The 24,095-nt window shown below is 54.5% G+C and carries 19 protein-coding genes and 2 pseudogenes; 7 read left to right on the top strand and 14 right to left on the bottom strand.

The features are described from left to right. Nucleotides 1–48 precede the first annotated feature (48 nt). Nucleotides 49–1,020 (bottom strand): TerC family protein, encoded by a 972-nt coding sequence (locus B3797_RS01940; RefSeq protein ID WP_311783739.1) that lies wholly within the window; start codon nt 1,018–1,020, stop codon nt 49–51. A gap of 254 nt (nt 1,021–1,274) precedes the next feature. Then, nucleotides 1,275–2,267: a Gfo/Idh/MocA family oxidoreductase gene (locus B3797_RS01935; RefSeq protein WP_311790238.1), complete on the bottom strand. Its 993-nt coding sequence runs from the start codon at nt 2,265–2,267 to the stop codon at nt 1,275–1,277. A gap of 147 nt (nt 2,268–2,414) precedes the next feature. Between B3797_RS01935 and B3797_RS01930 the strand changes: the two genes are divergently transcribed. Then, nucleotides 2,415–4,103 (top strand): chloride channel protein, encoded by a 1,689-nt coding sequence (locus tag B3797_RS01930; protein ID WP_311790237.1) that lies wholly within the window; start codon nt 2,415–2,417, stop codon nt 4,101–4,103. Here B3797_RS01930 and B3797_RS01925 read toward each other — a convergent pair. Next, complete coding sequence (locus B3797_RS01925; RefSeq protein WP_120454911.1) at nt 4,100–4,603, bottom strand: M48 family metallopeptidase; 504 nt, start codon at nt 4,601–4,603, stop codon at nt 4,100–4,102. The genes B3797_RS01930 and B3797_RS01925 overlap by 4 nt on opposite strands. Nucleotides 4,604–4,684: 81 nt before the next feature. On the opposite strand from B3797_RS01925, the gene rlmG reads away from it, so the two are divergent. Then, nucleotides 4,685–5,803 (top strand): 23S rRNA (guanine(1835)-N(2))-methyltransferase RlmG, encoded by a 1,119-nt coding sequence (rlmG, locus tag B3797_RS01920; protein WP_311790236.1) that lies wholly within the window; start codon nt 4,685–4,687, stop codon nt 5,801–5,803. Here the strand turns inward: rlmG and B3797_RS01915 are convergent, their stop codons facing one another. Together B3797_RS01915 and B3797_RS01910 are read right to left on the bottom strand one after the other, a co-directional pair. After that, nucleotides 5,804–7,819, bottom strand: a complete 2,016-nt coding sequence (locus B3797_RS01915) for an FAD-dependent oxidoreductase (protein WP_414693023.1) — start codon at nt 7,817–7,819, stop codon at nt 5,804–5,806. Between the two features lie 106 nt (nt 7,820–7,925). Beyond that, nucleotides 7,926–8,639, bottom strand: coding sequence for a polyphenol oxidase family protein (locus B3797_RS01910; protein WP_311790235.1), 714 nt, complete (start codon nt 8,637–8,639; stop codon nt 7,926–7,928). A gap of 100 nt (nt 8,640–8,739) precedes the next feature. Here B3797_RS01910 and B3797_RS01905 point away from each other — a divergent pair, with 100 nt between their 5' ends. From B3797_RS01905 to B3797_RS01890, 4 genes are all read left to right on the top strand, one after another. Next, nucleotides 8,740–9,549: a 5'-nucleotidase, lipoprotein e(P4) family gene (locus tag B3797_RS01905; RefSeq protein WP_311790234.1), complete on the top strand. Its 810-nt coding sequence runs from the start codon at nt 8,740–8,742 to the stop codon at nt 9,547–9,549. Between the two features lie 583 nt (nt 9,550–10,132). Next, a complete protein-coding gene (locus B3797_RS01900; protein WP_311790233.1) occupies nt 10,133–10,753 on the top strand; it encodes a carbonic anhydrase in 621 nt (206 codons plus the stop codon). Next, entirely contained in the window at nt 10,750–12,225 is a 1,476-nt protein-coding gene (locus B3797_RS01895) for a SulP family inorganic anion transporter (RefSeq protein ID WP_311790232.1), read from the top strand. The genes B3797_RS01900 and B3797_RS01895 overlap by 4 nt, the downstream gene beginning before the upstream one ends. Before the next feature lie 360 nt (nt 12,226–12,585). Next, nucleotides 12,586–14,010, top strand: coding sequence for a diguanylate cyclase (locus tag B3797_RS01890; protein WP_311790231.1), 1,425 nt, complete (start codon nt 12,586–12,588; stop codon nt 14,008–14,010). A gap of 21 nt (nt 14,011–14,031) precedes the next feature. Here the strand turns inward: B3797_RS01890 and ddlA are convergent, their stop codons facing one another. The 6 genes from ddlA to B3797_RS01860 all read right to left on the bottom strand — a co-directional run bounded on the left by ddlA (nt 14,032) and on the right by B3797_RS01860 (nt 17,428). After that, entirely contained in the window at nt 14,032–15,126 is a 1,095-nt protein-coding gene (ddlA, locus tag B3797_RS01885) for a D-alanine--D-alanine ligase (RefSeq protein WP_311790230.1), read from the bottom strand. 79 nt (nt 15,127–15,205) lie between these two features. Beyond that, nucleotides 15,206–15,541: a hypothetical protein gene (locus B3797_RS01880; RefSeq protein WP_311790229.1), complete on the bottom strand. Its 336-nt coding sequence runs from the start codon at nt 15,539–15,541 to the stop codon at nt 15,206–15,208. Between the two features lie 111 nt (nt 15,542–15,652). Continuing rightward, the gene (locus tag B3797_RS01875; protein ID WP_311790228.1) at nt 15,653–16,036 is read right to left on the bottom strand and encodes a hypothetical protein; all 384 of its coding nucleotides are present in this window, start codon (nt 16,034–16,036) and stop codon (nt 15,653–15,655) included. A 268-nt stretch (nt 16,037–16,304) separates the two neighbouring features. After that, nucleotides 16,305–16,745: a hypothetical protein gene (locus B3797_RS01870; protein WP_311790227.1), complete on the bottom strand. Its 441-nt coding sequence runs from the start codon at nt 16,743–16,745 to the stop codon at nt 16,305–16,307. Nucleotides 16,746–16,857: 112 nt separating this feature from the next. Then, nucleotides 16,858–17,283: a hypothetical protein gene (locus B3797_RS01865; RefSeq protein ID WP_269949838.1), complete on the bottom strand. Its 426-nt coding sequence runs from the start codon at nt 17,281–17,283 to the stop codon at nt 16,858–16,860. Then, nucleotides 17,261–17,428 carry a polymorphic toxin type 44 domain-containing protein gene (locus B3797_RS01860; RefSeq protein WP_311790273.1) on the bottom strand — a complete coding sequence of 56 codons (168 nt, stop codon included), beginning with the start codon at nt 17,426–17,428 and terminating at the stop codon, nt 17,261–17,263. Before B3797_RS01860 ends, B3797_RS01865 begins: the two co-directional genes overlap by 23 nt. A gap of 520 nt (nt 17,429–17,948) precedes the next feature. On the opposite strand from B3797_RS01860, the pseudogene B3797_RS01855 reads away from it, so the two are divergent. After that, a pseudogene (locus tag B3797_RS01855) lies at nt 17,949–19,236 on the top strand (tyrosine-type recombinase/integrase). Between the two features lie 411 nt (nt 19,237–19,647). Here the strand turns inward: B3797_RS01855 and B3797_RS01850 are convergent. From B3797_RS01850 to B3797_RS01840, 3 genes and pseudogenes are all read right to left on the bottom strand, one after another. Further along, a pseudogene (locus B3797_RS01850) lies at nt 19,648–19,839 on the bottom strand (integrase core domain-containing protein); the annotation flags it as partial. 231 nt (nt 19,840–20,070) lie between these two features. Beyond that, nucleotides 20,071–22,653, bottom strand: coding sequence for a nuclease domain-containing protein (locus tag B3797_RS01845; protein WP_311790226.1), 2,583 nt, complete (start codon nt 22,651–22,653; stop codon nt 20,071–20,073). 2 nt (nt 22,654–22,655) lie between these two features. After that, a partial coding sequence (locus B3797_RS01840) for an McrB family protein (protein ID WP_311790225.1) occupies nt 22,656–24,095 on the bottom strand: 1,440 nt, incomplete at its 5' end.

Genomic DNA, 24,095 nt, shown 5'->3' with positions numbered 1-24,095 from the left:
CAGTGACTGGCAAAATAAAACAGGGGCATTACCTGCCCCTGTAGCGGATTATTGCGAGCGCTGTTTTTGGTCGCTTTTGCGATTCACCCAGGCGTTAATCAACAGGGTTGAACCGAGGATGGCGCCGACCACGCCCAGCGAGATCGCCACCGGAATATGGTAGAACTCGACGATGAGCATCTTGATACCGATAAAGACCAGCACGATCGCCAGGCCATACTTAAGCATGGAGAAGCGCTCGGCGACGTTAGCCAGCAGAAAGTACATGGCGCGCAGGCCGAGAATGGCGAACAGGTTAGAGGTCAGCACGATAAAGGGATCGGTGGTTACGGCGAAAATCGCCGGAATGCTGTCAACCGCGAAGATTACGTCGCTCAGCTCCACCATAATCAGCACCAGCAGCAGCGGCGTCGCAAACAGCACGCCATTCTTACGGGTAAAAAATTTCTCCCCCTCCAGCGCGTCAGTCATGCGCAGATGTTTACGCAGCCAGCGTACCACCGGCTTGTCGCCCACCGCGTTTTCATCTTCTTCTCTGGAGAAGGCCATCTTCAGTCCGGTCAGCAGCAGGAAGGCGCCGAACAGATAGAGGATCCAGCTAAACTGCGTTACCAGCCAGCTGCCCGCAAAGATCATAATCGTGCGCAGCACAATCGCGCCCAACACGCCGTAAATCAGCACGCGGCGCTGCAGCGCGGCGGGGATCGAGAAGTAGCTGAAGAGCATCAGCCAGACAAAGACATTATCGACCGCCAGCGCCTTCTCCAGCACATAGCCGGTTAAAAACGCCAGCGTCTGCGTCGTGGCGACTTCCCGACCGGCGCTGCCCTCGAGATACCACCAGAAGGCGGCGCTGAACAGCAGCGACACCGATACCCAAATCAGCGACCAGACCGCCGCCTGTTTAAAACTCATGGTCTGCGCGCCGCGCCGTCCCTGTAAAAAGAGATCGATCGCCAGCATGATGAGCACCACCACCGCAAAGCTGCCCCAGAGAAGAGGCGTTCCTACCGTCTGCATAACTTTTCCTGCCCTGAAATAAAAAACGGCTGAAGTCAGAAGACATCAGCCGCTTTACAGGGATGTAAGCAAACCTTGCCTTCCGGCAAGGTCTCACTTACAACGCAGAACCAGATTCCGGGTTGCCTGACGACCGGATGCTTGCGCATCGTAATGACGATCGTTCAGCTTACAAGTTACTCCCCTTTGCTGGCAGTTAAGATAGGCGCTGACCCTGCAAGAGGCAATAGCGAGCCATTAATATTTAGACATATTTACACAGCATGGTCGTCAGCGGGGAAAACCACGCCGGTCTGGCGGCGTATCTCGGTCAGCAGCGCGGCGGTGATGCGCGATGTTTCCAGCCCGGGATGATCGACGCGGCGCTGCCGCACCAGCTGCACAAAGGTCTGGGCTTCATAGAGCATGGTATTGATATGCTGCGGCTGGCTGAGATCCTGCGGCTGCGCGGCGGTCTGGCGCGGCACCAGGCTAACCGACTGCATCTCTGACAGCTTTTCGATCAGCAGCGAGCCAGCCTCGCCCTGAATTTCGCTGGGAATACGCGAGTCGCTGACTTTGGAGTGCAGCAGCGTGACGTCAAAGTCGCCATAGTCGAGCAGCACGCTGCCGTGGCCGTCAACGCCGCTGGCCAGCAGCGCGGCGCTGGCTTTTACCGCCTGCGGCGCGCCCCACAGCGCCACCGCCGTCGCCAGGCAGTAGTAGCCGATATCCATTATCGAGCCGTTCGACCAGCGCGGATTAAAGGTATTGGGATTTTCACCGTCGAGGTAGCGCTGATAGCGCGACGAGTACTGGCAGTAGCTGAACAGCGCCTTGCGCAGCGGGCCGATAGCGGGCAGCGCCTGCTGTAGCTGCGCGAAATTGGGCAGGCTGGCGGTTTTAAACGCTTCAAACAAGACCACCTGATGCTGTCGGGCGCAGGCGATCATCTGCTCCACTTCGCGCAGGTTAGAGGCGAGCGGCTTTTCGCAGATAACATGTTTGCCATGAGCCATAAACAGCAGCGCCTGCTCGCAGTGCAGGGCGTTCGGGCTAGCCAGGTAAACCGCGTCGATAAGATCGCTGGCGGCCAGCGCCTCCAGCGAGGTAAAGAGATGCGAGCAGGGACAGGCTTCGGCGAAGCGTTCCGCCTGCTGCTGCGTACGCGAAAAGATGGCGTTCAGGCGCATATGGCCGGTTTCGTGCGCGGCATCGATAAACTGGCGCGTTATCCAGTTGGTTCCCACAATAGCAAAACGGATCACGTTGGCTCTCCTGCGGCAAATAGCGGCAGAGTAGCACGCCGCAGACCGGGCGCAAGCGTCGGAAAGAAAGGGAATTTGATCCTGCGATCCGCCTTCCAATATAGTGATGACGCAACGGCGACGGGCTGAAAAAAGTGGAGAAAGCGCTTGAAAGGAAGTAAACACGCACTGAACTGGACCACGCTGATGGTCGCGATCCCGGTAGGCCTGGCGGCGTCGCTGGTGACGCTGGCGTTTCGCGGCATCATTGAACTGATTAACCGTCTGCTGTTCAGCAGCGACAATGAGATCACCGTGGCGATGCACGTCTGGCCGTGGATCTTCTGGCCGCTGCTGGTGGGGGCGGGCGGCGTGCTGGCGGGATTTTTCCTGCGTTATGCGGTGAGCATCGAACAGCAGCAGACGGTAAAGACTGACTACCTTGAGGTGATTAACGCAAGGCTCGACGCGGTGCCGACCCGCACCTCGCTGTTCCGCGCGCTCTCTTCGATAGCCAGCATCGGTTCGGGCGCCTCGATCGGTAAAGAGGGGCCGATGGTGCAGCTCTCCGCGCTGTGCGGCAGCGTGATGGGGCGCTGGATGCCCGCCTCGCTGAATCTGAAAAACAGCGATGTGGTGGCGATGGCCGCCGCCGCCGGACTCTCGTCGGTCTACCATGCGCCGCTGGCGTCGGCAATTTTCGTCGCCGAGATCGCCTTCGGCATCTCGGCGCTGCAGCGCCTGATCCCGCTGGTCATCGCCTCGTCTGTTGCCGTAATGACCATGTGGTCGCTGGGATTCCGTAACGCGCTCTATCCGCTGGCGGACGCCAGCTTTCAGATGGACGTCAGCAGCCTGATGGTAACAGTGGTGATTGGCCTGATTGCCGGGCTGGCGGGCTGGCTGCTGATTAAGCTTATCGCACGCAGCAAGGCGCTGTTCAGCCATATTCGTTCGCTGCCGCTACGGCTGGGCGCGGGCGGGCTGGCGGTGGGCGTGCTGGCGCTTATCTCTACCGATATTCTCGGCAACGGCTACGAAGTGATCGTTAAAATTATGGCGGGCGACTATCTGCTGCCGGGTTTGCTGTTGCTGCTGGTGCTGAAGACGCTGGCGACGACGCTGTCGGTCGGCTCCAACGCGGTGGGCGGGCTCTTTACGCCATCGCTGTTGATCGGCGCGCTGCTCGGCGTGGCGCTGGCGACGCTGGGGGCGGCGCTCCATCTGCCGCTCGGTAACGTGCTGCTCTATGCCGCCATCGGCATGGCCGCGGTACTGGCTGCCGTCAGCCAGGCACCGCTGATGGCGATCCTGATGGTGCTGGAAATGACCCTTAACAGTACGCTGCTCTTTCCAGTGATGATCGCCGCCGTACTCGCCTCGATGGTGGTCTATCGCCTGCAGTCCGCCAGCACCTATCCGGTGGTCGGCAACCACTTTAACCGCTCAGAAGCCAAATATGACTTCGACAATATGCGCGTGGCGGAGCTGATTATTCCCGGCGCGGCGCTGCAGCCGCAGGAGTCGGTCGGCCAGGCGCTGGCGGTCAGCTCGCTGAAGCGCGAGCGCTACGTCTACGTCATCAACGCGGCGGGCGCCTTTCTCGGCGTAGTCTCAATTCACGACATCGCGCGTAAGGTGCTGGCGCAGGAGATCACGCTGAATTCGCCGGTCGCCACGGTTATGGACGACAACTTTCCCGTCGTCTACCAGAATCAAAGCATGCGCGAGGGATGGGAGGCGTTCGCCCGCGTAACGCTGGAGCGGCTGCCGGTGCTCAACAATCCGCAGGAGAGACGCTTTCTCGGTGCGCTGACCAAAACCAGCCTGATCCAGAAAGCGCAGGAGTTTCTCTAGGCCGCGTTGCCGCGCATCGCCTGATCCGTCATCCAGAGCCGGGCGTCGAACTCCAGCTGATGGTAGTTCGGCTCCATATGGCAACAGAGCTGATAGAAAGCCTTGTCGTGATCCTTCTCTTTCAGGTGCGCCAGCTCATGCACCACGATCATGCGCAAAAAAGGCTCCGGCGCGAGGCGGAAAAAGGTGGAGACGCGGATCTCCGCCTTGGCTTTGAGGTTGCCGCCCTGGACGCGCGACACCGCCGTATGCAGGCCCAGCGCATGTTTCATGACCTTGATTTTATTATCCCAGATCACTTTACTGATTGGCGGAGCGTTACGCATAAAGCGATTCTTCAGCGCCTGGGTATAGTCATATAACGCTTTATCGCTGACGATATCGTGCGTGTCGGGATAGCGCTGCTGCAAAAAAGCGCCAAGCTTTTCATGGTCGATCAGCGTCTGAACCTGCTGAAGGATGTTCTCAGGATAACCCTGCAGATAGATAAGTGAGGACATTAGGGATTCCCGGCGAAAGACAGTATACTGCGCCCCCCTTTTGGGGCGTAAAACAGCCAGATTGTACCAGCCGGAGAATTCATGAGCCAACTTGAACTAGTCGATCGCACCCTGATCCTGCATCGTTTCCCGCAAATGCGTGAAGAGAGTCCGCTTCAGGCGTGGGACGCGGCGGATGAATATCTGCTGCAGCAGTCGCTGCCGGAAGGGCCGCTCCTGGTGTTCAATGACAGCTTCGGCGCGCTCACCTGCGCGCTTAATCCGCGTCCGGTCTGGCACGTCAGCGACTCCTGGCTCAGCCAGCAGGCGACGCGGCAAAACCTGCGCCTTAACGCGCTTGACGACGGCGAGGTGCATTTTCTCAGCAGCCTCGATGCGCTGCCCGCCGCACCTGCCGCTGTGCTGATTAAGGTGCCGAAAACCCTGGCGCTGCTGGAGCAGCAGCTGCGCGCTCTGCGAGAGGTCGTGACCGCCGATACGGTGATCCTGGCGGCGGCGCGCGCTAAAGAGATCCATAACTCCACGCTGCAGCTGTTCGAGAAGATCCTCGGCGAAACCCGCACCTCGCTGGCGTGGAAAAAGGCGCGTCTGATTTATACCCACTTCAGCGCGCCCGCGCTGGCGCCGCAGGCGGCGACCACCGTCTGGCCGCTGGATGAGACGCCCTATCAGATCCACAACCACGCCAACGTCTTCTCCCGCACGTCGCTGGATATCGGCGCGCGCTTCTTTATGCAGCACCTGCCGGAAAATATCGAGGGCGAGATTGTCGATCTCGGCTGCGGCAACGGCGTGATCGGCCTGATGGCGCTGGAAAGCAATCCGCAGGCTGAAGTGCATTTTCTCGACGAGTCCTTTATGGCGGTGGCGTCGAGCCAGCTTAACGTTGAGGTGAACCGTCCGCAGGACCTGACGCGCTGCGTGTTTCGCGTCAACAACGTGCTGAGCGGCTACCCTTCAGACCGCCTGCACGCGGTGCTCTGCAATCCGCCTTTCCACCAGCAGCACGCCGTAACCGATCATCTGGCATGGCAGATGTTCCGTGACGCCAAACGCTGCCTGCAGTATGGCGGCGAGCTGCGCATCGTCGGCAACCGCCACCTCGACTATCATCACAAGCTGAAAAAGCTGTTCGGCAACTGCACGCTGGTGGCGTCGAACCAGAAGTTCGTGGTGCTGCGCGCGGTAAAGATGCGCTGATCAGATAGTCAGCGCCAGCTGTACGGCCTGGGCGATTGCCCGGCGCGCGTCCAGCTCCAGCGCCACGTCGGCGCCGCCGATAAGGTGAACGGCTTTGCCGCGCGCGCGCAGCGCGGCTTCCAGCTCGCGCTGCGGCTCCTGGCCGGCGCAGATAACGACGCTATCCACCGGCACGCATACCACCGCGCCGTCGCGGCGCAGGTGTAATCCCTCATCATCAATCGCCAGATACTCTACGCCGCCCCACATGTGCACGCCGCGCGCCTGCAGCGTGGCGCGATGGATCCAGCCAGTGGTTTTACCCAGCCCCGCGCCCGGCTTGCCCGGTTTACGCTGCAACAGCCAGATAGCGCGCGCAGCGGGCAGGGGGTGCGCAGGCTGCAGGCCGCCGCGCTGCGTCAGCGTCAGGTCGATGCCCCATTCGCGGCAAAAGGTTTCAGTCGTCTGCTGCTCCGCCGGCTGAGAGAGATACATGGCGGTATCGAAGCCGATGCCGCCCGCGCCAATAATGGCGACGCGTTGGCCTACCGGTTTTTTGTCGCGCAGCACCTCAAGGTAGCTGAGTACGCTGGGGTGATCGATACCCGGAATATCCGGCGTGCGCGGCTGGATGCCGGTCGCCAGCACTATTTCGTCGGCATCCTGCAGGCTCTCCGCCGTCGCGCGATAGCCGGTACGCACCTCGACGCCAGCGGCGGCGAGCTGGTGGGTGAAATAGCGCAGGGTTTCGCTGAACTCAGCTTTGCCGGGGATCTGGCGCGCGATATTAAACTGGCCGCCAATCTCTGCCGCGGCCTCATAGAGACGCACGCGATGACCGCGCTGCGCCGCCTGCAGCGCGAAGGCCATCCCCGCTGGACCCGCGCCCACTACAGCGATCTGCTTCTGCGTGGCGCAGGGCGTAACCGGCATCAGCGTTTCATGGCAGGCGCGCGGGTTCACCAGGCAGGAGGTAATCTTGCCGACAAAAATCTGGTCGAGACAGGCCTGGTTGCAGGCGATACAGGTATTGATGCTCTCCGCCGCGCCGCGCGCGGACTTACTGACGAAGGCGGCATCGGCCAGAAACGGACGCGCCAGCGACACCATATCGGCACAGCCGCTCTGCAACAGCTGCTCGGCGACCTGCGGGTGGTTGATGCGGTTGGTGGCGATCACTGGCGTTGAGACATGCTGGCGCAAACGCTGCGCCGCCGAGGCGAAGGCCGCGCGCGGCACTGAGGTGGCGATGGTGGGAACGCGCGCTTCGTGCCAGCCAATGCCGGTATTGAACAGGGTAACGCCGCACTTCTCCAGCTCCGCTGCCAGCGCCAGCGTCTCTGCCAGCGAGCTGCCATCTTCAACCAGATCCAGCATCGACAGGCGAAAAATCACAATAAAGTCGCGGCCCACGGCGTCGCGTATCGCGCGGGTAACGGAGAGGGCGAACGCCTGACGGCGCTGCGCGTCGCCGCCCCAGCGGTCGCTGCGCTGGTTGGTGCGCGGCGCTAAAAACTGGTTAATCAGATAGCCTTCAGAGCCCATGATCTCCACGCCGTCATAGCCTGAGAGCTGGGCCAGCCGCGCGCAGCGGGCGAAGTCGCTGATGGTTTGCAGGATCGCCTGCTCATCCATCTCCTGCGGCAGAAAAGGGTTAATGGGCGCCTGGATCCCTGAGGGCGCGACCAGATCTTTTTGATAGCTGTAGCGGCCGGTATGCAGGATCTGCAGGGCGATTTTGCCGCCTTGCGCATGTACGGCGTCAGTAATCTGGCGGTGCCAGCCGCACTGGTCAGGCGAGGTGAGCATCGCGCCATGCTTCATGGTAACGCCCTGCGCATTGGGCGCTACGCCGCCGGTGACGATCAGCGCAACCCCTTCGCGCGCGCGTTCGCCATAAAAAGCGGCGAGACGCTGCGCGCCGTCGGGATGCTCTTCCAGCCCGGTATGCATCGATCCCATCAGGAAGCGGTTGCGCAGCTGGGTAAATCCTAAATCGAGCGGGGCGAACAGGGCAGGAAAGGCGTGACTCTTCACGGCGGCATCACTCAGGTAAGTGGTCGGATGAGTGTAATGTAGCTGCCGTGATGTTAAAAAAAAGTGAAAGTTTACTGCGCTGTGAGGCGCATCAAAAAAGCGGGCCTTAGCCGCCCCGACGGCGTATCCATGAAAAGCGCGACTGATAGCCACTGTTAAAGTGGGTGTTGCGGCGATAGCTGGAGCCGTTTTCCGCCATGCAGTAGGTGCAAAAACCGACGTTTTCGATATTTGCCGCAGGTACGCCAGTTTTCAGGAGGATCTCCGTCGCCAGCTGCGGCAGATCGAACCAGACGCCATTTTGCGTAGCCTTCGCCTGCGGCCTGACGGCGAACGGATTATGTGGCTGCTCGCGGTGCCAGCAGTGCGACAGCGAGCCAGAGAAGCGTTGCGCGATCGACGACAACATCTCCTCGCCCAGTTCGTAGCAGCAGGGCGCAATGGCCGGGCCGATGGCGATATACAGGCCATCCGGCGAGGCGCCATCTTCGCACAGCCGCGCCACGGCGCGATCCAGTACGCCCGCCAGCGTGCCTTTCAGCCCAGCGTGCACCGCCGCCACGCGCCGTTGCTGCGTATCAGCGATGAGCACCGGCAGGCAGTCGGCGGTGTAGACCGCCACCGGCCGCTCGCCAAAGCCGATAATGCCATCCGATTCGCAGCTTTTCGGCGGCACGTTGTCCGCGTCATCTACCACCGTCGCGCTGTGGCGCTGATGGCCGTAAGCGACATCGTCAGGCGGCGCTTCGCCTGCGGGCTGGAAGGCATATTCAACCCACTCCAGCGCATCAAGAAGGGTAGAGCGTACGCGGATTCCCATATGAATCTCCTCTGAGGCGTTTGGCTGCATTCAGCTTAGGTTAACTGCTACATTTTGAAAGCGTTACCCACTTCTACTTTTCCGGCTTAAGGATAACAAGATGAAAATGACCGCAACGCTGCTGACCAGCGGCCTGATGGCGCTGATGCTGTCGGGCTGCGCCTCGCAGTCGGCGCAAAATGCGCAGCAACAGCTCGGCCAGCAGTCAGTAATGGCGCTTAACTGGTTTCAGCAGTCCGGCGAGTACCAGGCCCTGACGTGGCAGGCCTTCAACGGCGCGCGTCTCGCCTTTGACGCCGCGCCTTCGCTGACCGGCAAGCCTAAGGCGGTGATTGTCGATCTGGATGAGACCATGATCGACAACAGCGCCTACAGCGCCTGGCAGGCGAAAAACGGGCAGCCGTTCAGCGCGCAAAGCTGGTCGGAATGGACCCGAGCGAAGCAGGCGCTGGCGGTGCCTGGCGCGGTCGATTTCGCCCACTACGTTACTTCACACGGCGGCACGCTATTCTACGTGTCGAACCGCGACCAGAAGGATTATGACGCCACGGTCGCTAACCTGACGCAGCTCGGATTCCCGCAGGTTAACCCGCAGACCGTACGTCTCAGCACCGGCAGTTCAAACAAGCAGGCGCGTTTCGACGCTATCAAAGCGGCGGGCTATAACGTGGTGCTCTACGTCGGCGATAACCTGAATGATTTCGGCGAGGCGACCTGGCACCAGGGAAACGCGCAGCGTCGCGCCTTTGTCAGCCAGAATCACCCGCTTTTCGGCACCCGATTTATCGTATTGCCGAATCCGCTCTATGGCGACTGGGAGAGCGGCATGGCGGATAATTACAATAAGCTGACGCCGCAACAGCAGCTCTCAACGCGCGATGCGCGGCTGAGGGCGTGGAACGGTAAATAATTCGTCAAGCGAAAGAGCCTGCGATAACAGGCTCTTTATTTTTGTCGCTGATATTTACGTTCAGGGGGAATTATTTCACTGCAAACTAATTTAATTATCTCTTACTTTTAAAGCGGCAGTTATTAAGCGTATTGCACTGCTTTTTTCGCCCATCGCCAGTTTTAATCACTATTGATTAGCGAATTAATTCGGAATTTTCTGCATTAAAGTGCCGTCGGTAATTGAGTATGAGCAACATGCCAGTAAAGCTAAATGTAATTATTTGTCATTGCAAAAGGCGCTCTATTTATGTGCCTGATTTAATCTAATGATATTATTGCAGTTTATTGATGTCTTTTTTTCTTCCGGAATTGATTCTGCTTAATTAGCTTTACCTTTAATTTACCTCGGCTGAATTAATATTTACAAAACTCGCGCCGCTCTGGCTTATAAAAAATTACGCATGCATCCTTAATCATAAACGGCTATAAACAATTTCTGTGATGAACTGCGTTGTTTTTCTGACTGCCAGCAGTTAACTGTGAGCCGGTTCACTCCCTTGTTCGCCTGTATATTTCCTTCCCGGTTGTTGAGAGAGACGAATGTGACGACACTGAAACCCTTATTAGCAAAAAATCGCAGCTGGGCGCTCCAGCGCCGCGAACGTAACCCTGACTATTTTGAAAAATACCTCCATCAACAGAAACCGCACTCACTCTGGATTGGCTGCTCAGACAGTCGCGTACCGGCCGAGGTTCTGACCGGCTCGCATCCCGGCGAACTCTTTGTCCATCGCAATATCGCCAATATGGTGGTCGACGGCGACGACAACCTGATGAGCGTGCTGCAGTACGCCATCATTTATCTCGGCGTAGAACGCATCGTGCTGTGTGGCCATTACGGCTGCGGCGGTGTTCAGGCGGCGCTTAACCTGCCGCAAAGCCCGCTGGCGCAGGAAACCTCAGCGCTGGCGCGACGTATCGCCGCGCTGCGACAGGCGCTGGGCGCCAGTTTGCCCGATGAGCCGGAAGCAACAGCCGAGACGCTGAACCAGCTGGTTGAGGTAAACGTGTTAGCGCAGTTCTCCCGTCTGGCCGCCACCGCGCCGGTGCGCGACGCGTGGCGAGCGGGCCAGACATTAGATCTCTTCGGCTGCGTTTACGATCTGCAGTCTGGCCATCTTAAAGAGTTAATCCAGCAATCAGCAGAGGAATCCTCGCCATGAATGTAAGTACGCTTCGTCAGGATATTCCTGCCGGTCTGGTGGTTTTTCTGGTGGCGCTGCCGCTCTGTCTTGGCATCGCGCAGGCGAGCGGGCTGCCGCCGTTTGCCGGCTTGCTGACCGGCGTTATCGGCGGGCTGCTGGTTACCGCGTTAAGTCCTTCACGCTTTGCCGTCAGCGGCCCGGCGGCAGGGCTGGTCACTATCGTCGTCGCCTCGATTGAAACGCTCGGCAGCTTCAGCGCTTTCCTTACCGCGCTGCTGCTGGCGGGCCTGATGCAGTGCGGTCTGGGCTTGCTGCGCGCCGGGCGGTTTATCTCGCTGGTGCCGGGCAGCGTGATCAAGGGAATGCTGGCGGCCATCGGCATTCTGCTGATTATCCAGCAGATCCCGGTGGCGTTCGGCATTGAGGGCGATGCGGGGCTGGCAGGGTTCGCCAGCGGCGCTGCGGCTTTCTCCGCGCCTGCGATGCTGGTTGCTGGCGGCAGCCTGGCGATCCTGTGGTTATGGACCACGCCGCTGATAAAGAAGGCTGGCGCACTGGGCTGGATACCTGGGCCGCTGGTCGCGGTGCTGTTTGGCTGCGCCGCAACGCTATTTGGCGGACGGCTGATGCCGGAGATGGCGAACGAGCTGTCACGCATCGCACTGCCGTCGTTCGACAGCCTTTCAGCGCTGACGGCGCAGCTGGAAAGCCCAGCCTGGACGGCGTGGCAAAACCCGTCGGTCTGGGTGGTGGCGGTAACGCTGGCGCTGGTCGCCAGCCTGGAGACGCTGCTGAGCCAGGAGGCGCTGAAGAAGCTGCGCCCGCAGAACCCGCCGCCGTCGCCTAATCGGGAGATGTTCGCGCAGGGCATCGGCAACCTCAGTGCCGGTCTGCTGGGTGCAATGCCGATTACGGCGGTGATTGTGCGCAGCTCGGTGAACGTCAGCACCGGCGCGCAGACCAAACTCTCTATTCTTATTCACGGCGTGCTGTTGTTGATCTGCGGATTGTGGTTCAGCGATCTGCTGAATGCCATTCCGCTGGCCAGCCTGGCGGCGGTGTTGCTCTATACCGGCTATAAGCTGGCGACGCCGCGCCTGTTCATTGAGCAGTTCCGCATGGGCGCGCAGCAGTACGTGCCGTTCCTCGCCACCATTGGCGGCATTATTCTGTTTGGCATGCTGTCGGGCATTGGCATCGGTCTGGCGACGCAGATGCTTATTAGCCTGTATAAGAGCCACCGCAATGCGCTACAGCTGACCCGCTATGACGATCACTATGTGCTGCGCTTCCAGCAGAATCTGACCTTTCTGCATAACCCGAAGCTACAGGGGCTACTGGCTGAGATCCCGGAAAACAGCGTGGTGATTGTGGATCACGATAACGCCGAGTATCTGGATCCAGACGTAAAAGCGGTGCTGAAAGATTTCGGCGACAGCGCGAATAAGCGCGGCATTCGCCTCAGCCAGTGGCCGGTAGCGGTGAAGTAACGCCGTTGTGCTTTTTCAGGCCGTGGCAGGACACGGAGAGCAAAGCGTCCCGCGACAGGGAGGTCGCGGGCCGAGCTGGCAGGGGTGCCGTTTTGCGTCTTTGCGATTGGGCCCTGCCACCCGCCGCGGCTCCCTTACTGACAACGCTTAAAAATCAGATATCCCGGAGGGTCGATTTTATTAATTTAGGGCATAATTGGCGCGCCGAAAGCCAGACGGCGCAACCCAGATGATGAGTAGCGTCAATCCCTGCCGTTTATTCGCTGAATTGCCCGGACGGCGAATGCGGTTTAATGGCATTCTGCGATCGTCCGGGACGGGCAGGGAGCGAAGAATTTACAGGCTACAGGGTTCAGACCTATGCGCGTTAAGCTGTTTGCAGAGCACAAGACTACAAAGAATGTCTTTTCGCTGTTTCTGATCACCCTGCTGTTTTGTTTTTTAGGCAGTCATCTGCGCATTCCCGCCGAGCTATCGCTATTCTGGCCAGTGAACGCCATCGTCGCTGCCGTTATCGTTCGTCATCCTTTTCTGCATCGTTTTCGCTACTACCTTGCCAGCTTCGCCGCCATGGTGGTGAACGACACAGTTTTTTCCGGCTGGGCATGGCCCGCCGTCACGCTGAACGCCGCTAACCTGCTGTTTATCGTTATTTCCGTCTCTATGCTGGTAAAACACTACCTGCGCGACTCCGACCGCAGGCAGATCAGCAACGCGCTGCGCATCTTTCCCGCCTGTCTGCTCGCCGCCTTCGCATGTGCTACCTGGGGCGGCCTGGCGCAGAATATGAGCTTCGATGCCCGCTTCGCCACCGCCTGGGGCGACTGGTTCAGCGAACAGTTCTCAACCGGCCTGATGCTGCTGCCGTTTTTACTCGCGCGCAACTGGCGCAGCCTGTCGTTCGCCACGCTGCTCTCTCCGGGTAAATGGCTGCCGCTGCTGAGCGTGCTGCTGTCGCTGGTGGTCGGTGCCATGATTGGCGGCGCGGGCAGTTTGACGTTTCCGGTTCCGGCGCTCATCTGGTGCGCCATCGTGCTGCCGATCCCGGTAACCAGCCTGGTGATACTCCTGACCGGCATCAGCGAAATCGTGCTGGTCTCACACGGCGTAATGAACATTCAGGGCAACGACAACCTGCTGCCTTTAAGCCATCTGACTTCGGCGCGCCTCGGCGTGGCGACGGTCGCCATCAGTCCGCTGATTGTCGCCGTCAGTATGGATGCGGTGCGCCAGCTTAACCAGCGGCTCGCTTTGCGCGCCAACTACGATTTTCTGACCCAGCTGCTGTCGCGCTCCGGGCTTTACGAGAGCCTGAAAGAGGAGCCGTTCTCCGCCGGGCGTAACGTTGGCGTCATCCTGCTGGATATCGATTATTTCAAAACCATCAACGACAACTTCGGCCATGACGCTGGCGATGGCGTACTGGAGGAGATCGCGCTGCGGATGCAGAAAGTGGTGGGTAAACAGGGTTTCATCTGCCGGTTCGGCGGCGAAGAGTTCGCTATCGTGCTGTTCGACGCCCGGCCTGAGCAGCTCTACCGGCTGGCAGAGGCGGTGCGGCAGGCGATAGGCAAAGAGAAGTTCTGGCTGCAGGGCAATACCGTTACCGTAACCGCCAGCCTGGGGCTGGCGCAGGGAAGGGCGGGTGAAGATCGCAGCTGGCACAGCGTGGTGAATAAGCTCATTTCCGCCGCGGATAAAAATCTCTATCTTTCCAAACGCAACGGGCGCAACCAGACTTCGCCTGCCTGGCGCACCCTGACGCTGGCCAGCGACGTGGCGTAAATCACCCCGCCGCGCTCGCTCTTATACGCTGCTTTTTAGCTGGCTGGTCTGCTGATGACGCTCCAGCGCCAGCTCGATCAGGCGAGTGATAAGCTCGCGATATTCGACTCCCGCCGCCTGCCACAGCTTGGGATACATGCTGATGTTGGTAAAGCCAGGCAGGGTATTCACCTCGTTAACGATAATCTCGCCTGCGTCCGTCAGAAAGACGTCGACGCGTGCCATACCGCTGCACTCCAGCGCCTGAAATGCCTTGATCGCCACGGCGCGGATCGCCTCGCTGCGCTCAGCGTCGATGGCTGCGGGCACCTGCGTCCGCGCACCGGTTTCGCTGATATATTTGGTCTCGTAGGAGTAAAAGGCGTCGTGCACCACTATTTCACCACACGGGCTCGCCTGCGGCTCATCATTACCCAGCACTGCGCACTCGATTTCACGGCCTTTGATCCCTTTTTCAATCAGCACTTTGCGATCAAAGGTGAAGGCGAGATCCAGCGCGCTATCGAACGCTTCGACAGTGTCTACTTTGCTGACGCCGACCGATGAACCCTGATTGGCCGGTTTGATAAACAGCGGCAGGCCCAGCTGCGCGACTACCTCAGACGCCTGGATGCGCGACCGCTGCGCCTGCGTCACGCTAATCCAGGGCGCAACCTGTAGCCCGGCGTCACGCAGCAGACGTTTGGTAACGTCTTTGTCCATGCTGACCGCCGAACCCAGCACGCCAGAGCCAACAAAGGGCAGCGACGCCATACGCAGCAATCCCTGCAGCGAACCATCTTCGCCGAGCGTGCCGTGTACGATAGGGAAAATAACATCGAGCTGCGACAGCGCGTGGCCGCTCTGGCGGGCGATCACCTGCTGCTGTGACTCGCCCGGCACCAGCGCCACGCTTTCGCCGCCGCGGTTGAGCGCGATAAGTGCCGGATCCTGCGCGTTGATCAGAAAGTTCGAGGCGTCATTCAGATGCCACTGACCCTGTTTATCAATGCCTAACAGCATCGGTTCGAAACGCGTTTTATCAATCGCATCAAGGATATTTTTAGCCGACTGTAACGATACTTCGTGCTCGGCCGATTTGCCGCCGAACACAATGCCTACCCGCAGTTTTGTCATTAGAGCTTGCCTGAGAGATGTTGCGAAACCCACAAGATAACACGCGGATTTCGCCCTGTAACGGCATCGCGCGGGGCGCTTACTTTAATGCATCAGCGAGCAGGTTGCGGCACTGAGTGGCGTCGGTGCTGGCCTGCGCCTTTTGCTCTGCGTTCAGGCTCTGCCAGGCTTTGACCACCTGTTCGCCGAGGTGCGGCTGGAAATGAATTTTCTGCAGGGCGTAGTCGGAGTTACCGCCTTCAATAACGGTGCGCATATCCGCCACAAAGCGACTGCTCTCTTCATGATGAATGGCGCAGAACACCGAGACGTAGTAGGCCTCGTCCTCTTTGCTGTAGTGAGGCGTAAGCCAGTACCAGGCGGCGGCTACGAAGATAATAAGAAGCGGAAGAATGATTTTAAGTCTGGAAGTCATGGTTATGAATTATGCTCGCTGGTGCAAAGCGGGGAAGTATAACGCGGATCGCGGGAGCAGAGATCGGTACGGTAAAGGGCTGCGCTTATCGACGGGGAAAGCGCACCGCTTTTAAATCAACGTCATCACGACAATTCCCGTCGCGGAGATCTCATTCAGCGCGCATTCGAACTCTGCATCGCCGCCGCTAATCCTGACGCGACCGCCGGGCAGACGAGAGAGATTACGCAGGCTGGCCATGCCTTCAATATCCAGCAGCCATTTCCCGTCCACGACCGTCTTATAGCTGCGGTTAATGATGTACTGCTGCTCGCCTTCGATGACCGCCAGCAGATCGCTGTTGGCCGCCACCTTATCCAGAAAAAGTTTGTTTTCCAGAGTCACAAAATCAACAGGCCTGAGTTCCCCATTTGTTAATTTTACCCGCTCAATGTCCGTCAGACTTTTTAACGGGCCGCGTAGTATCAGATCCTGATTGAATACACCTGTTAACAAGCAAGAAAGTGGTGGCTTGCGCGTCTGCGGCTTCTGCCTGGGCGGGATGCTAGCATATCCGTCAGTTGCAGTTTGTCGACGGCGTACCAGTTACTGTCTGGCGTAAACTACATCGCCTGGCGGGAGCCGTTTATGTACCGCGAGCGTCAGCCTGGAGTTCTGTCAATAAGTGTACTGGCGGGGAGGGTGTGGCTTGCCGCGTTGGCAATAACTGTACCCGCTGGCTTTGCGCATAAAAAAACCACCTGTAAAAGGTGGTTTGCTTTAGCTACCAGCTTAGTTCTTGCTTAGTGGCTTTAACGTTCTGTTTATACATTATTTCGAGCGTGGTATAGGTGCACATATCCAGCGCGCCCTGACAGTAATCTTTAATGACGCGATCCAGTATTTTCCTGTCGCTCACTTTTGTTAATTTCTTAAATGCTGTCAGGTTTTGCTTTTCCATTATACGCAAGGTGGTCGGCTGGCACATATCAAGCTGACCGTCACAGTAATCCGCTTTTACTCGCGCTTGAATGTAGCTGATCACTTCCTGCTTCTGGCTTTCTGAGCCATCAAAGTCCAGCGGATGAATAAAGCCTGCGTTTGCAGTGGCGGAAACGAGTAAAACGGCAGCCCCAAAAAGTAACTTGATGAAGAAATCCTTATCAAAAAAGTAAGCGCTAAGATTAATCCGGATCGATTTAGAAGTGAACTGTTGAAGCGACACAAGCTATGGGTATTGAGAAATTATTGAGCCAGGCCCTGCCTGATGCAGGAGAAAGCCTGTGCAGGCACGCTGAATGAAGGGAAGCGCCTGAAGAAAGATTGAAGTTTTATATTCAGTGCGGCGATGCGGTGAGATAAACGGGGACGGTATAAATAATATCGCCAACGCGGCAGGCGGGCGCATTGGTAAAGCGGTACAGGGTTCCTTTTGTCGAAAGATAAATCGCGCCATTTTCAACTTTCTGGAAGGCGTTACGATCGCTAGTAATCATAAAAGGTTCGTTGTCATGCTGTAGAGCCGCCATAACGGCGCGCTCGTCTTTACTGGCATCGTATAAATAGAAGCGGTAAGAGAAGTCTGTTGTAGCGCCTGCGCTGGCTTCTGTAATGTAGAGGCTTACCTGCCGGGTAACGGGGATCTTTTGCAGTAAGGTTTGTTCTAACGGAGAGAACTGAGTAATTTTAAAAGCTATCCAGATAAAAACAGGCAAAAGTAATAAAAGCAGATAGCGTTTCTTAAAAACCTGCACGTTTCGCATATTCGATACCCATTCTTATCCAGGCCTGATCGTCTGGATCGTCGCCATAAGGGGCTGATCTATACCAGTCGCCAAAGGCTGGCGAACTTGTGCCCGCTCGGCTTTGCGCCCATCCCGCAGCCCTGAGCAGAACCTCTGTGGTAATGCCGGCAGCATGTCCAACTGCCCCATAATGAAAATTACCAAAGTTAGCATATTGCTTGCCGCATATTAACGAGTCAGATTTTACTACTCATCTCGTGAAGATGGAGGCCGATAGTTAAAGAGGCATACCAGTTCCTGGGTAAAAGCTAAAACAAAAAAGCCACCCTGAAAGGTGGCTTTATTATGCTGATTTCACAGCTAAAATTTGGTGGCCCCTGCTGGGTTTGAACCAGCGACCAAGCGATTATGAGTCATGAAGATATTGCTATCACATATCTTCTCGTTTGTTCTGGTTTGTATATAAAATTCATAAAAATCATTTGATTGTGAATTAATGTTTGTTTTTGTTTGTCTCCGGATGTTCTGGGCAGTAAGATCGTTACCTGACCCATTACCTGACCCATTACCTGACCCATTACCTGACCCATTACCTGACCCATTACCTGACCCGAACTTTGACTGGGTCAGGTAAAAGAAAACCAACAGGTGATGGTGTGGCAACTTAGTTAACTGATACAGCAATCCGCGGACTTAAACCGAAAAGCACTTCTTACTATGAATGGAGCAATAGCGGTCAGCGTGGTGCTGGGCGTCTTGGCGTAAAAGTGCAGCCTTCAGGTAGTAAGGTTTTTTATTTTCGTTACTACGTAGATAAAGGTAAGAAAGAGAAATTCATTCAGTTAGGCATCTGGCCTGAGATGAAACTGGTGACGGCCAATGAGCTGGTGAAAAAATACGGAGCTTGGCTTATAGAAGGCAAAGATCCTCAGCAAGAGCTTGAGCAGTAACGACTGGCTGAGCAGCACATTATGCAGCTTCACCGTTCACAGGGTTCATTTGAAGAACTGGTGCAGGGTTACGTGAACAAAATGAAGCTGGATAATAAGCGTACCTGGGCTGATGTGCTGAAGCGTCTCGAAAAAGAATGCTACTCAACTATTCCTCGCGAAACCAAAGCAAAGGACGTCACACCTTCACAGATTAAAGCAATTCTGTCTGGCATCATCCAGCGTGATGCTGTGGTCCATGCAAATCGGATTCGTTCCTACCTAATGGCAGCATTTAACTACGGCCTGAAAGCTGATAACGATCCAATGAATACCAGCGTCGGTATTACATTCGGGCTAGAAGTAAACCCGGTATCGGCCATACCGAAGCAGTCTTCGGCGGAAAAAGTGGGTGATACATGGTTAACGCTGGAAGAGTTGCGAGTTGTCATGGAACAATTCGCCGAGGCCACCAACGTTGGGCCGCTGATGCAGTATCTGATTCGCTTCTGTATTTATGCTGGCGGGCAGCGGCCGTTTGAAATGATTACCAGCCAGTGGAACGCAATTGACTGGCAGCAAAAGACGCTCCTGGTCATTGCCGATGTATCGAAAAATAAACGGGAGCACCTGATCCCGCTTACTGAATCGGCATTAAATGAATTAGTCTCAGTGAAAGAGCTGACTAAGGAAAGTAACAGTCCTTATATCTTCCCGCTCTCGACCAACGGCGAGCGACCGGTGCGCACCGACAGTCTGGCGCGTTCCATCATGTATTTCCGGGCTTTCAATCCTGAGTTTAAAGTTTTCACAGCGCGAGATTTACGCCGGACCTGCTAAACGCTGATGGGAGGCAGGGATCAGCAAAGAGATCCGCGACCGTATTCAGAATCACGCTTTGAACGACGTCAGTTCGAAACACTATGACCGTTATGATTACCTGACCGAGAAGCGCAGGGCGCTTGAAGTCTGGGAGGATCGGGTTAATAACTATCAGCGGCAGCAGGAAAACAACGTTGTGAATCTGTTTGGGCGGAAGTAGCATTTATCTGAACAAGGCTACCAAATAAGAAAGTTATATGGCTGGGGTTCTCTGCGGCATGAAAAATTGCGATGCCGCCGAGATACTGGCGGAGGGTTATTGGGGACTTTTTTCTTTATTTCGGTGACCACCTGAGCGGTCACCTCTGGTAAATGACAGTAAATTGAAGGCGGCACAGGCTCTCACCTTTAGCACATAGACACTCCGGTTAATATCACGCCAGATAACACTATTTTTCTGGTAGCGCGAACCGAACCTCAATGCGCCTCTGACGTGCATCTTCCGGTGCAACACCGGGAATAGGCTGCGGGTCACCATATCCGGCAACAATCACCTGACGTGCAAAAGCCTGAGCAAGATCGCCAATGATAAATTTACGCGCTGACCTGCCCCCAGTATTAGATACAACGATCAGTTAGTAATGTCGGTTTGTTTACCTTCTAATTTTCCATTTCTCCAGCTTGCTGCAAATTCAGCCGACGTCTTGTAATTCAGCGATGAATGAGGTCTGGACTCGTTATAGTCCTGCCGCCAGTCATTAATGATTTTCCGGGCATGAAGAATATCGCTGAACCAGTGTTCATTCAGGCATTCATCCCGAAGTGACTTATGAAGACATTACTAACATCGCGGTGTATTAAGCAACGGGAAGCAAGTCAGTTGTAGTCGCGGGTGATTAATTTTTTACAGCAATGGCCTTTCTTATGGATGGAAAGGCCTTATTTTTTGTATTCACCGTGCCACTACAATACAGTTAGAAAACTCTATTCAGGTATGTCCCAGATAACGGAGTAGTGGACGATAAGCTCTGGCATTCTTTTGGACAAAAACGTGTCAAACGGGAGACTCGCAGTTTGGACATTTGATATTAATCGATGACATGGGCATCAAGGACAAGTAGGTCCAGTACTCTCCATTTTTGATAAGCCTCGTATTGCAAGAGCCACAATGGGTATAAACCGTAAATTGTGTGCAATCATTGCACCGATACCAACGCTTTTCTTTGTTAGAGCGTATTGGATTAGAAATTTCTTCAACGTCTGGTGAGCCACAAGAAACACAGAAATTCACGGCATGAGTATCATCTGATGCTCCTCGTAAAGAAGAGTTATCTTCAATGCCATACTGTAGAAACATGCCAAGCATACGCTGAATTTCGTCAAGATAGCGTTGCGACTTCATTGGATTGGCACACACAGCCCCATAGCTTGTTGCCTGGCGTCCGTGATACGCATGTTCCCAATCGAACATGGAAAGCTCGCCCAGATAACTGTTTTTCGCCCATTCCTGTGGGGATACAATTTTCTCCACTGCCTCTAACACGGGATGAAGAACAAATACGCTGTTCTCTTGGCCTTCGCTATAATCCTTGTCATTGTAAAGTTCATGGATAACGCCACTGATTCCACCTCTTTGCTTGAGATATGTAGCTGAATAGTACTTTGCATCAACGACTAGCCGCTTTGAAATCTGCTCACCACTTTTGGTGGTCGCTTTCACATCCAGAACAAAATCTGGGCGCTTACCATTGGCTAGAAACGGCTCGTATTGCAAAGTAATCGCTCTGGAAACACTTGGGTTGAAAAGTTGAATGCTGATTTGTTCTTCATTGCCTTGAATATGCGAAATTAATTTTCGTTTCCAGTTGTCCTCCGGCTGATATCGCAAAGCATGAGTTAACACCTTAATGATTTGAAGCAAACACCAGCGCTCATAGAGTAGTGGCATGTTTATCAGGCCTATTGCCTCGATCTTCTCCAGCGAAAGCAAAATGTCCTCATCGGCTAGACCAATCTGTTCTTTCAAATTTTTAAAACCTGAGTGGACTGCTTGGTAGGCAGGGTTCTGTACAAATGTCATGGAGTTGGGAAAGGTACTTTTACTTGTGACTTTGCATTGACGCCATTCTTTCTCTAGTTGTTGGAAAGGTTTTATTTTTGGCTCCAGAACTTTGCTTACTATTCCCACTTTTTTAAGTTCAGTGACAAAGTAACTCAAGCGTTTATTGATGGTCGAACGCTCTTTTTCCTGTTCAGAGAGCTCTTCCGGTGTTAGCTTCATTTTCCAGTTATTTTCATTTAGAACAATACCTTGCTTGCGCAATTTGGTAAAATTGTCTTTATATCTCTGCAGTGAAGGCGAATCCGCCAAAAGAGTTAGTCGGAATATGTGCTTTGGGCGCAAGATCGAAGCTGTTCCTCTCTTAGCAGGTGCAGGCATTATCGCTTCTATCTCATAGTCGCTGTAAGGATTAAACAAGCCTGAGTACGGGCTTCCAGAGCTAAAAATAGTATATCTATCTTGCTCAAACTGTTGCCAATCATCACTTAGTTGGGGCTTAATTTTAGCCCACCACTCATTCTCAGAACCTGTGGCTTTTTCTAATCTGAGGTAACCTTTGGTGGCAATATTTTGTGAAAAGTACATATTGGTCTTAATTTCATCTAATTTATTCGCTAATTCTTTATTTATTTCTTTTGTATCAAAGAGCTTTTTCAACCGCTCTAAGTCTTTAACCACTAGATCACGGTTGATAGAGCGATAGTTTTTTAAACTTTCTAAACGCTCATTAAGCTTGTCGACGGCATCAGAGAAACGACTTTTTTTACTCTCAGCCACCCTAACCAATTTTTTTACAATGTTCAGGGTGTTCGAAACGACATGCAAGACATATTGATTTTCAGGCACGTTGTAGCTTGGCTCAGATGCGCGACTGGTTAAATGGTTACGCGAGCCCTTAGTGCAAATCTCCATAAACGTACGTGGAACAGGGCGTACTTCTTTGGTCGGCTTCAATTCTTGAATTTCTTTCAGCTCAACTTTGGGCTTTTTGAGGATTGTTTGTACATTAGTCAGAATAGATGCGACCAGTAACAAAGCCTTTTGATCGATGGCCGCCACCAGAGATTTTTTAGCGTCGCCCGTAATATGGCTGTTCTCATCGAGAATCAACTCCCACAGGTCTGCTTTGAAATCTGATAGGTAGTGAGAAAGGTCTGATGTGGTCTGTTCGGAGATATCAATATCAAGCTTTAGCGTTGAGTTACCAACAACAAACGTGATCTGGCCAGCAGTTCGCCGCGCCTCACTGCGCCAGACCCGTTGTTTTGCATCCCAATGAGCAGGTTCAACCCACCACACAGAATTAGAAGCAGGATCAATAATCGACTCTAACGGCTTCCTCTCGCCATTGGGCATTGCAATATAAGGCGGTGACTTGTCGCCGTGTTTAGCTTTAATCGCTAGTTGAGCAAATCGTAGCTCTTCGACCCTGGGGTAGATGATCGTATGCGCAGAGAACGTGTCGTTTCCAAGATGCTCAAGCTTCAGCGAGTACTCTGACTCGTTAACACTGACTAAGGTTTGCTTATCATGCCATTTGGTTTCGATAAACTTGATAATGAATGGAACGTCCATGATTATGCCCAGTAGTTTACAACGCCATCATTTGCTTCGGCTGTCTTAACCAAACGCTCTACCGATTTGATGCATGAAAACTCCGCCGCAATCTCTGTCTGATTATCTAAAAGGGATTCAAGGCGAGGTAAGAATACACGGCCAACAAGCTCAACTTTACTGTAATCGCCCACTTGCTTACTGCCATCAAACATGAATTTAGGCAACACCTTATGAACGATAAAGTTGTTAATGGCCAGAGGTTTATTGTCGTTTACATCGCTAAACAAACTTATGTAGTTAAGCCCCTGACGAATGGTACGCATACCAAACTCGACTCCAAGCGGGTCGAAAACTTCTCGATTTAAGGTGGTGAACAGCTCACAGAATTCATCCGAACGTTCAAATTTCGGATAAGGGCTACGTTCGCCAAGCTCTGCAATATCGAACCCAAGTGGCAAATTGACGTCATCAAGGCCGTAAGAATCGATCTCATCAAAAATTGCGTCCCAGTCTGTCAGTAAAGGGCTCTTAAACTTCATCACATGCGCACGATCGAGAATTTTTGGTGATAGGTAATGGGTAGTCTCGTCGATGTTAATTGCACCAATGATCCTAACGTTTGCTGGAATCGTGATAGACGAAGGTGTGCCAAGAACACCTGCCAACATGCGTCTGATGTCACCATGGTATTTAATCAACGAATCTTTGTCGCTAAAGCCAAACGAGCGCTTCATTTCAGCGTTAATCTCTTCATCCTGCAGGAGTGCAACGAAGTCCACGATGCCATTTTTACTGAATTTTTCTTGTGCGTTAGAAATGACCGAAACAACCCCTTTTAGCTCTGCAAGAACATGGGCTGCTTCATCATCCGAATAAAGCTGAATCGTGGGTTGCTCGTTGCGCTCCTCTAGCTTGGATAGAAAATCGGCAAAGTAATATTCCACTCGGGCAAGGTTCATTTCGTCTAAGCAGATAAAGTATGGGATATCTGGGTTTTGCTTAGCCTCGATTAATGCCTCAAGAAATGGCGTAGCCAGGTATTTCTTCTCTAGCGGGTTGTAATAGCCCAGCAAGTCCTCTGAACTAGTCCAGTTTGGTTTAACGGGGATGATTTTCGATACTCCACCAATCGCTTTAGCAAACGACTGAACTAGGTTCGTTTTGCCCGAACCCGAATCGCCTGCCAAAATGATAAGGTCATTGGTGCGAATCAGAGTAAGGAAATTCTCGATGATATGGCGCGGGTACAGAATGTCTCGTTCTTTCAAGTGTGCTTGAATGTAAGAAACTGCATTACTGTATTTAGAGTCAAGGGTTTGTGAAAAGGAGATATGTTTGCCTTGCTGTGCTGCAGATGAACGATCGCCTACAAAAATATCGAAATCTTCATCATCCAGAAATTCAAAGCTCTTAAGGAATAGAGCCTTACTCTCGACATAAGCTTTCAAGCGTTCAATTTT

This window comes from Pantoea sp. UBA5923 (assembly GCF_002431095.1).
Classification (GTDB): domain Bacteria; phylum Pseudomonadota; class Gammaproteobacteria; order Enterobacterales; family Enterobacteriaceae; genus Pantoea; species Pantoea piersonii.
Note: the sequence above shows the minus strand (reverse complement) of the source record. Positions and strands in the feature narration are given on the sequence as shown.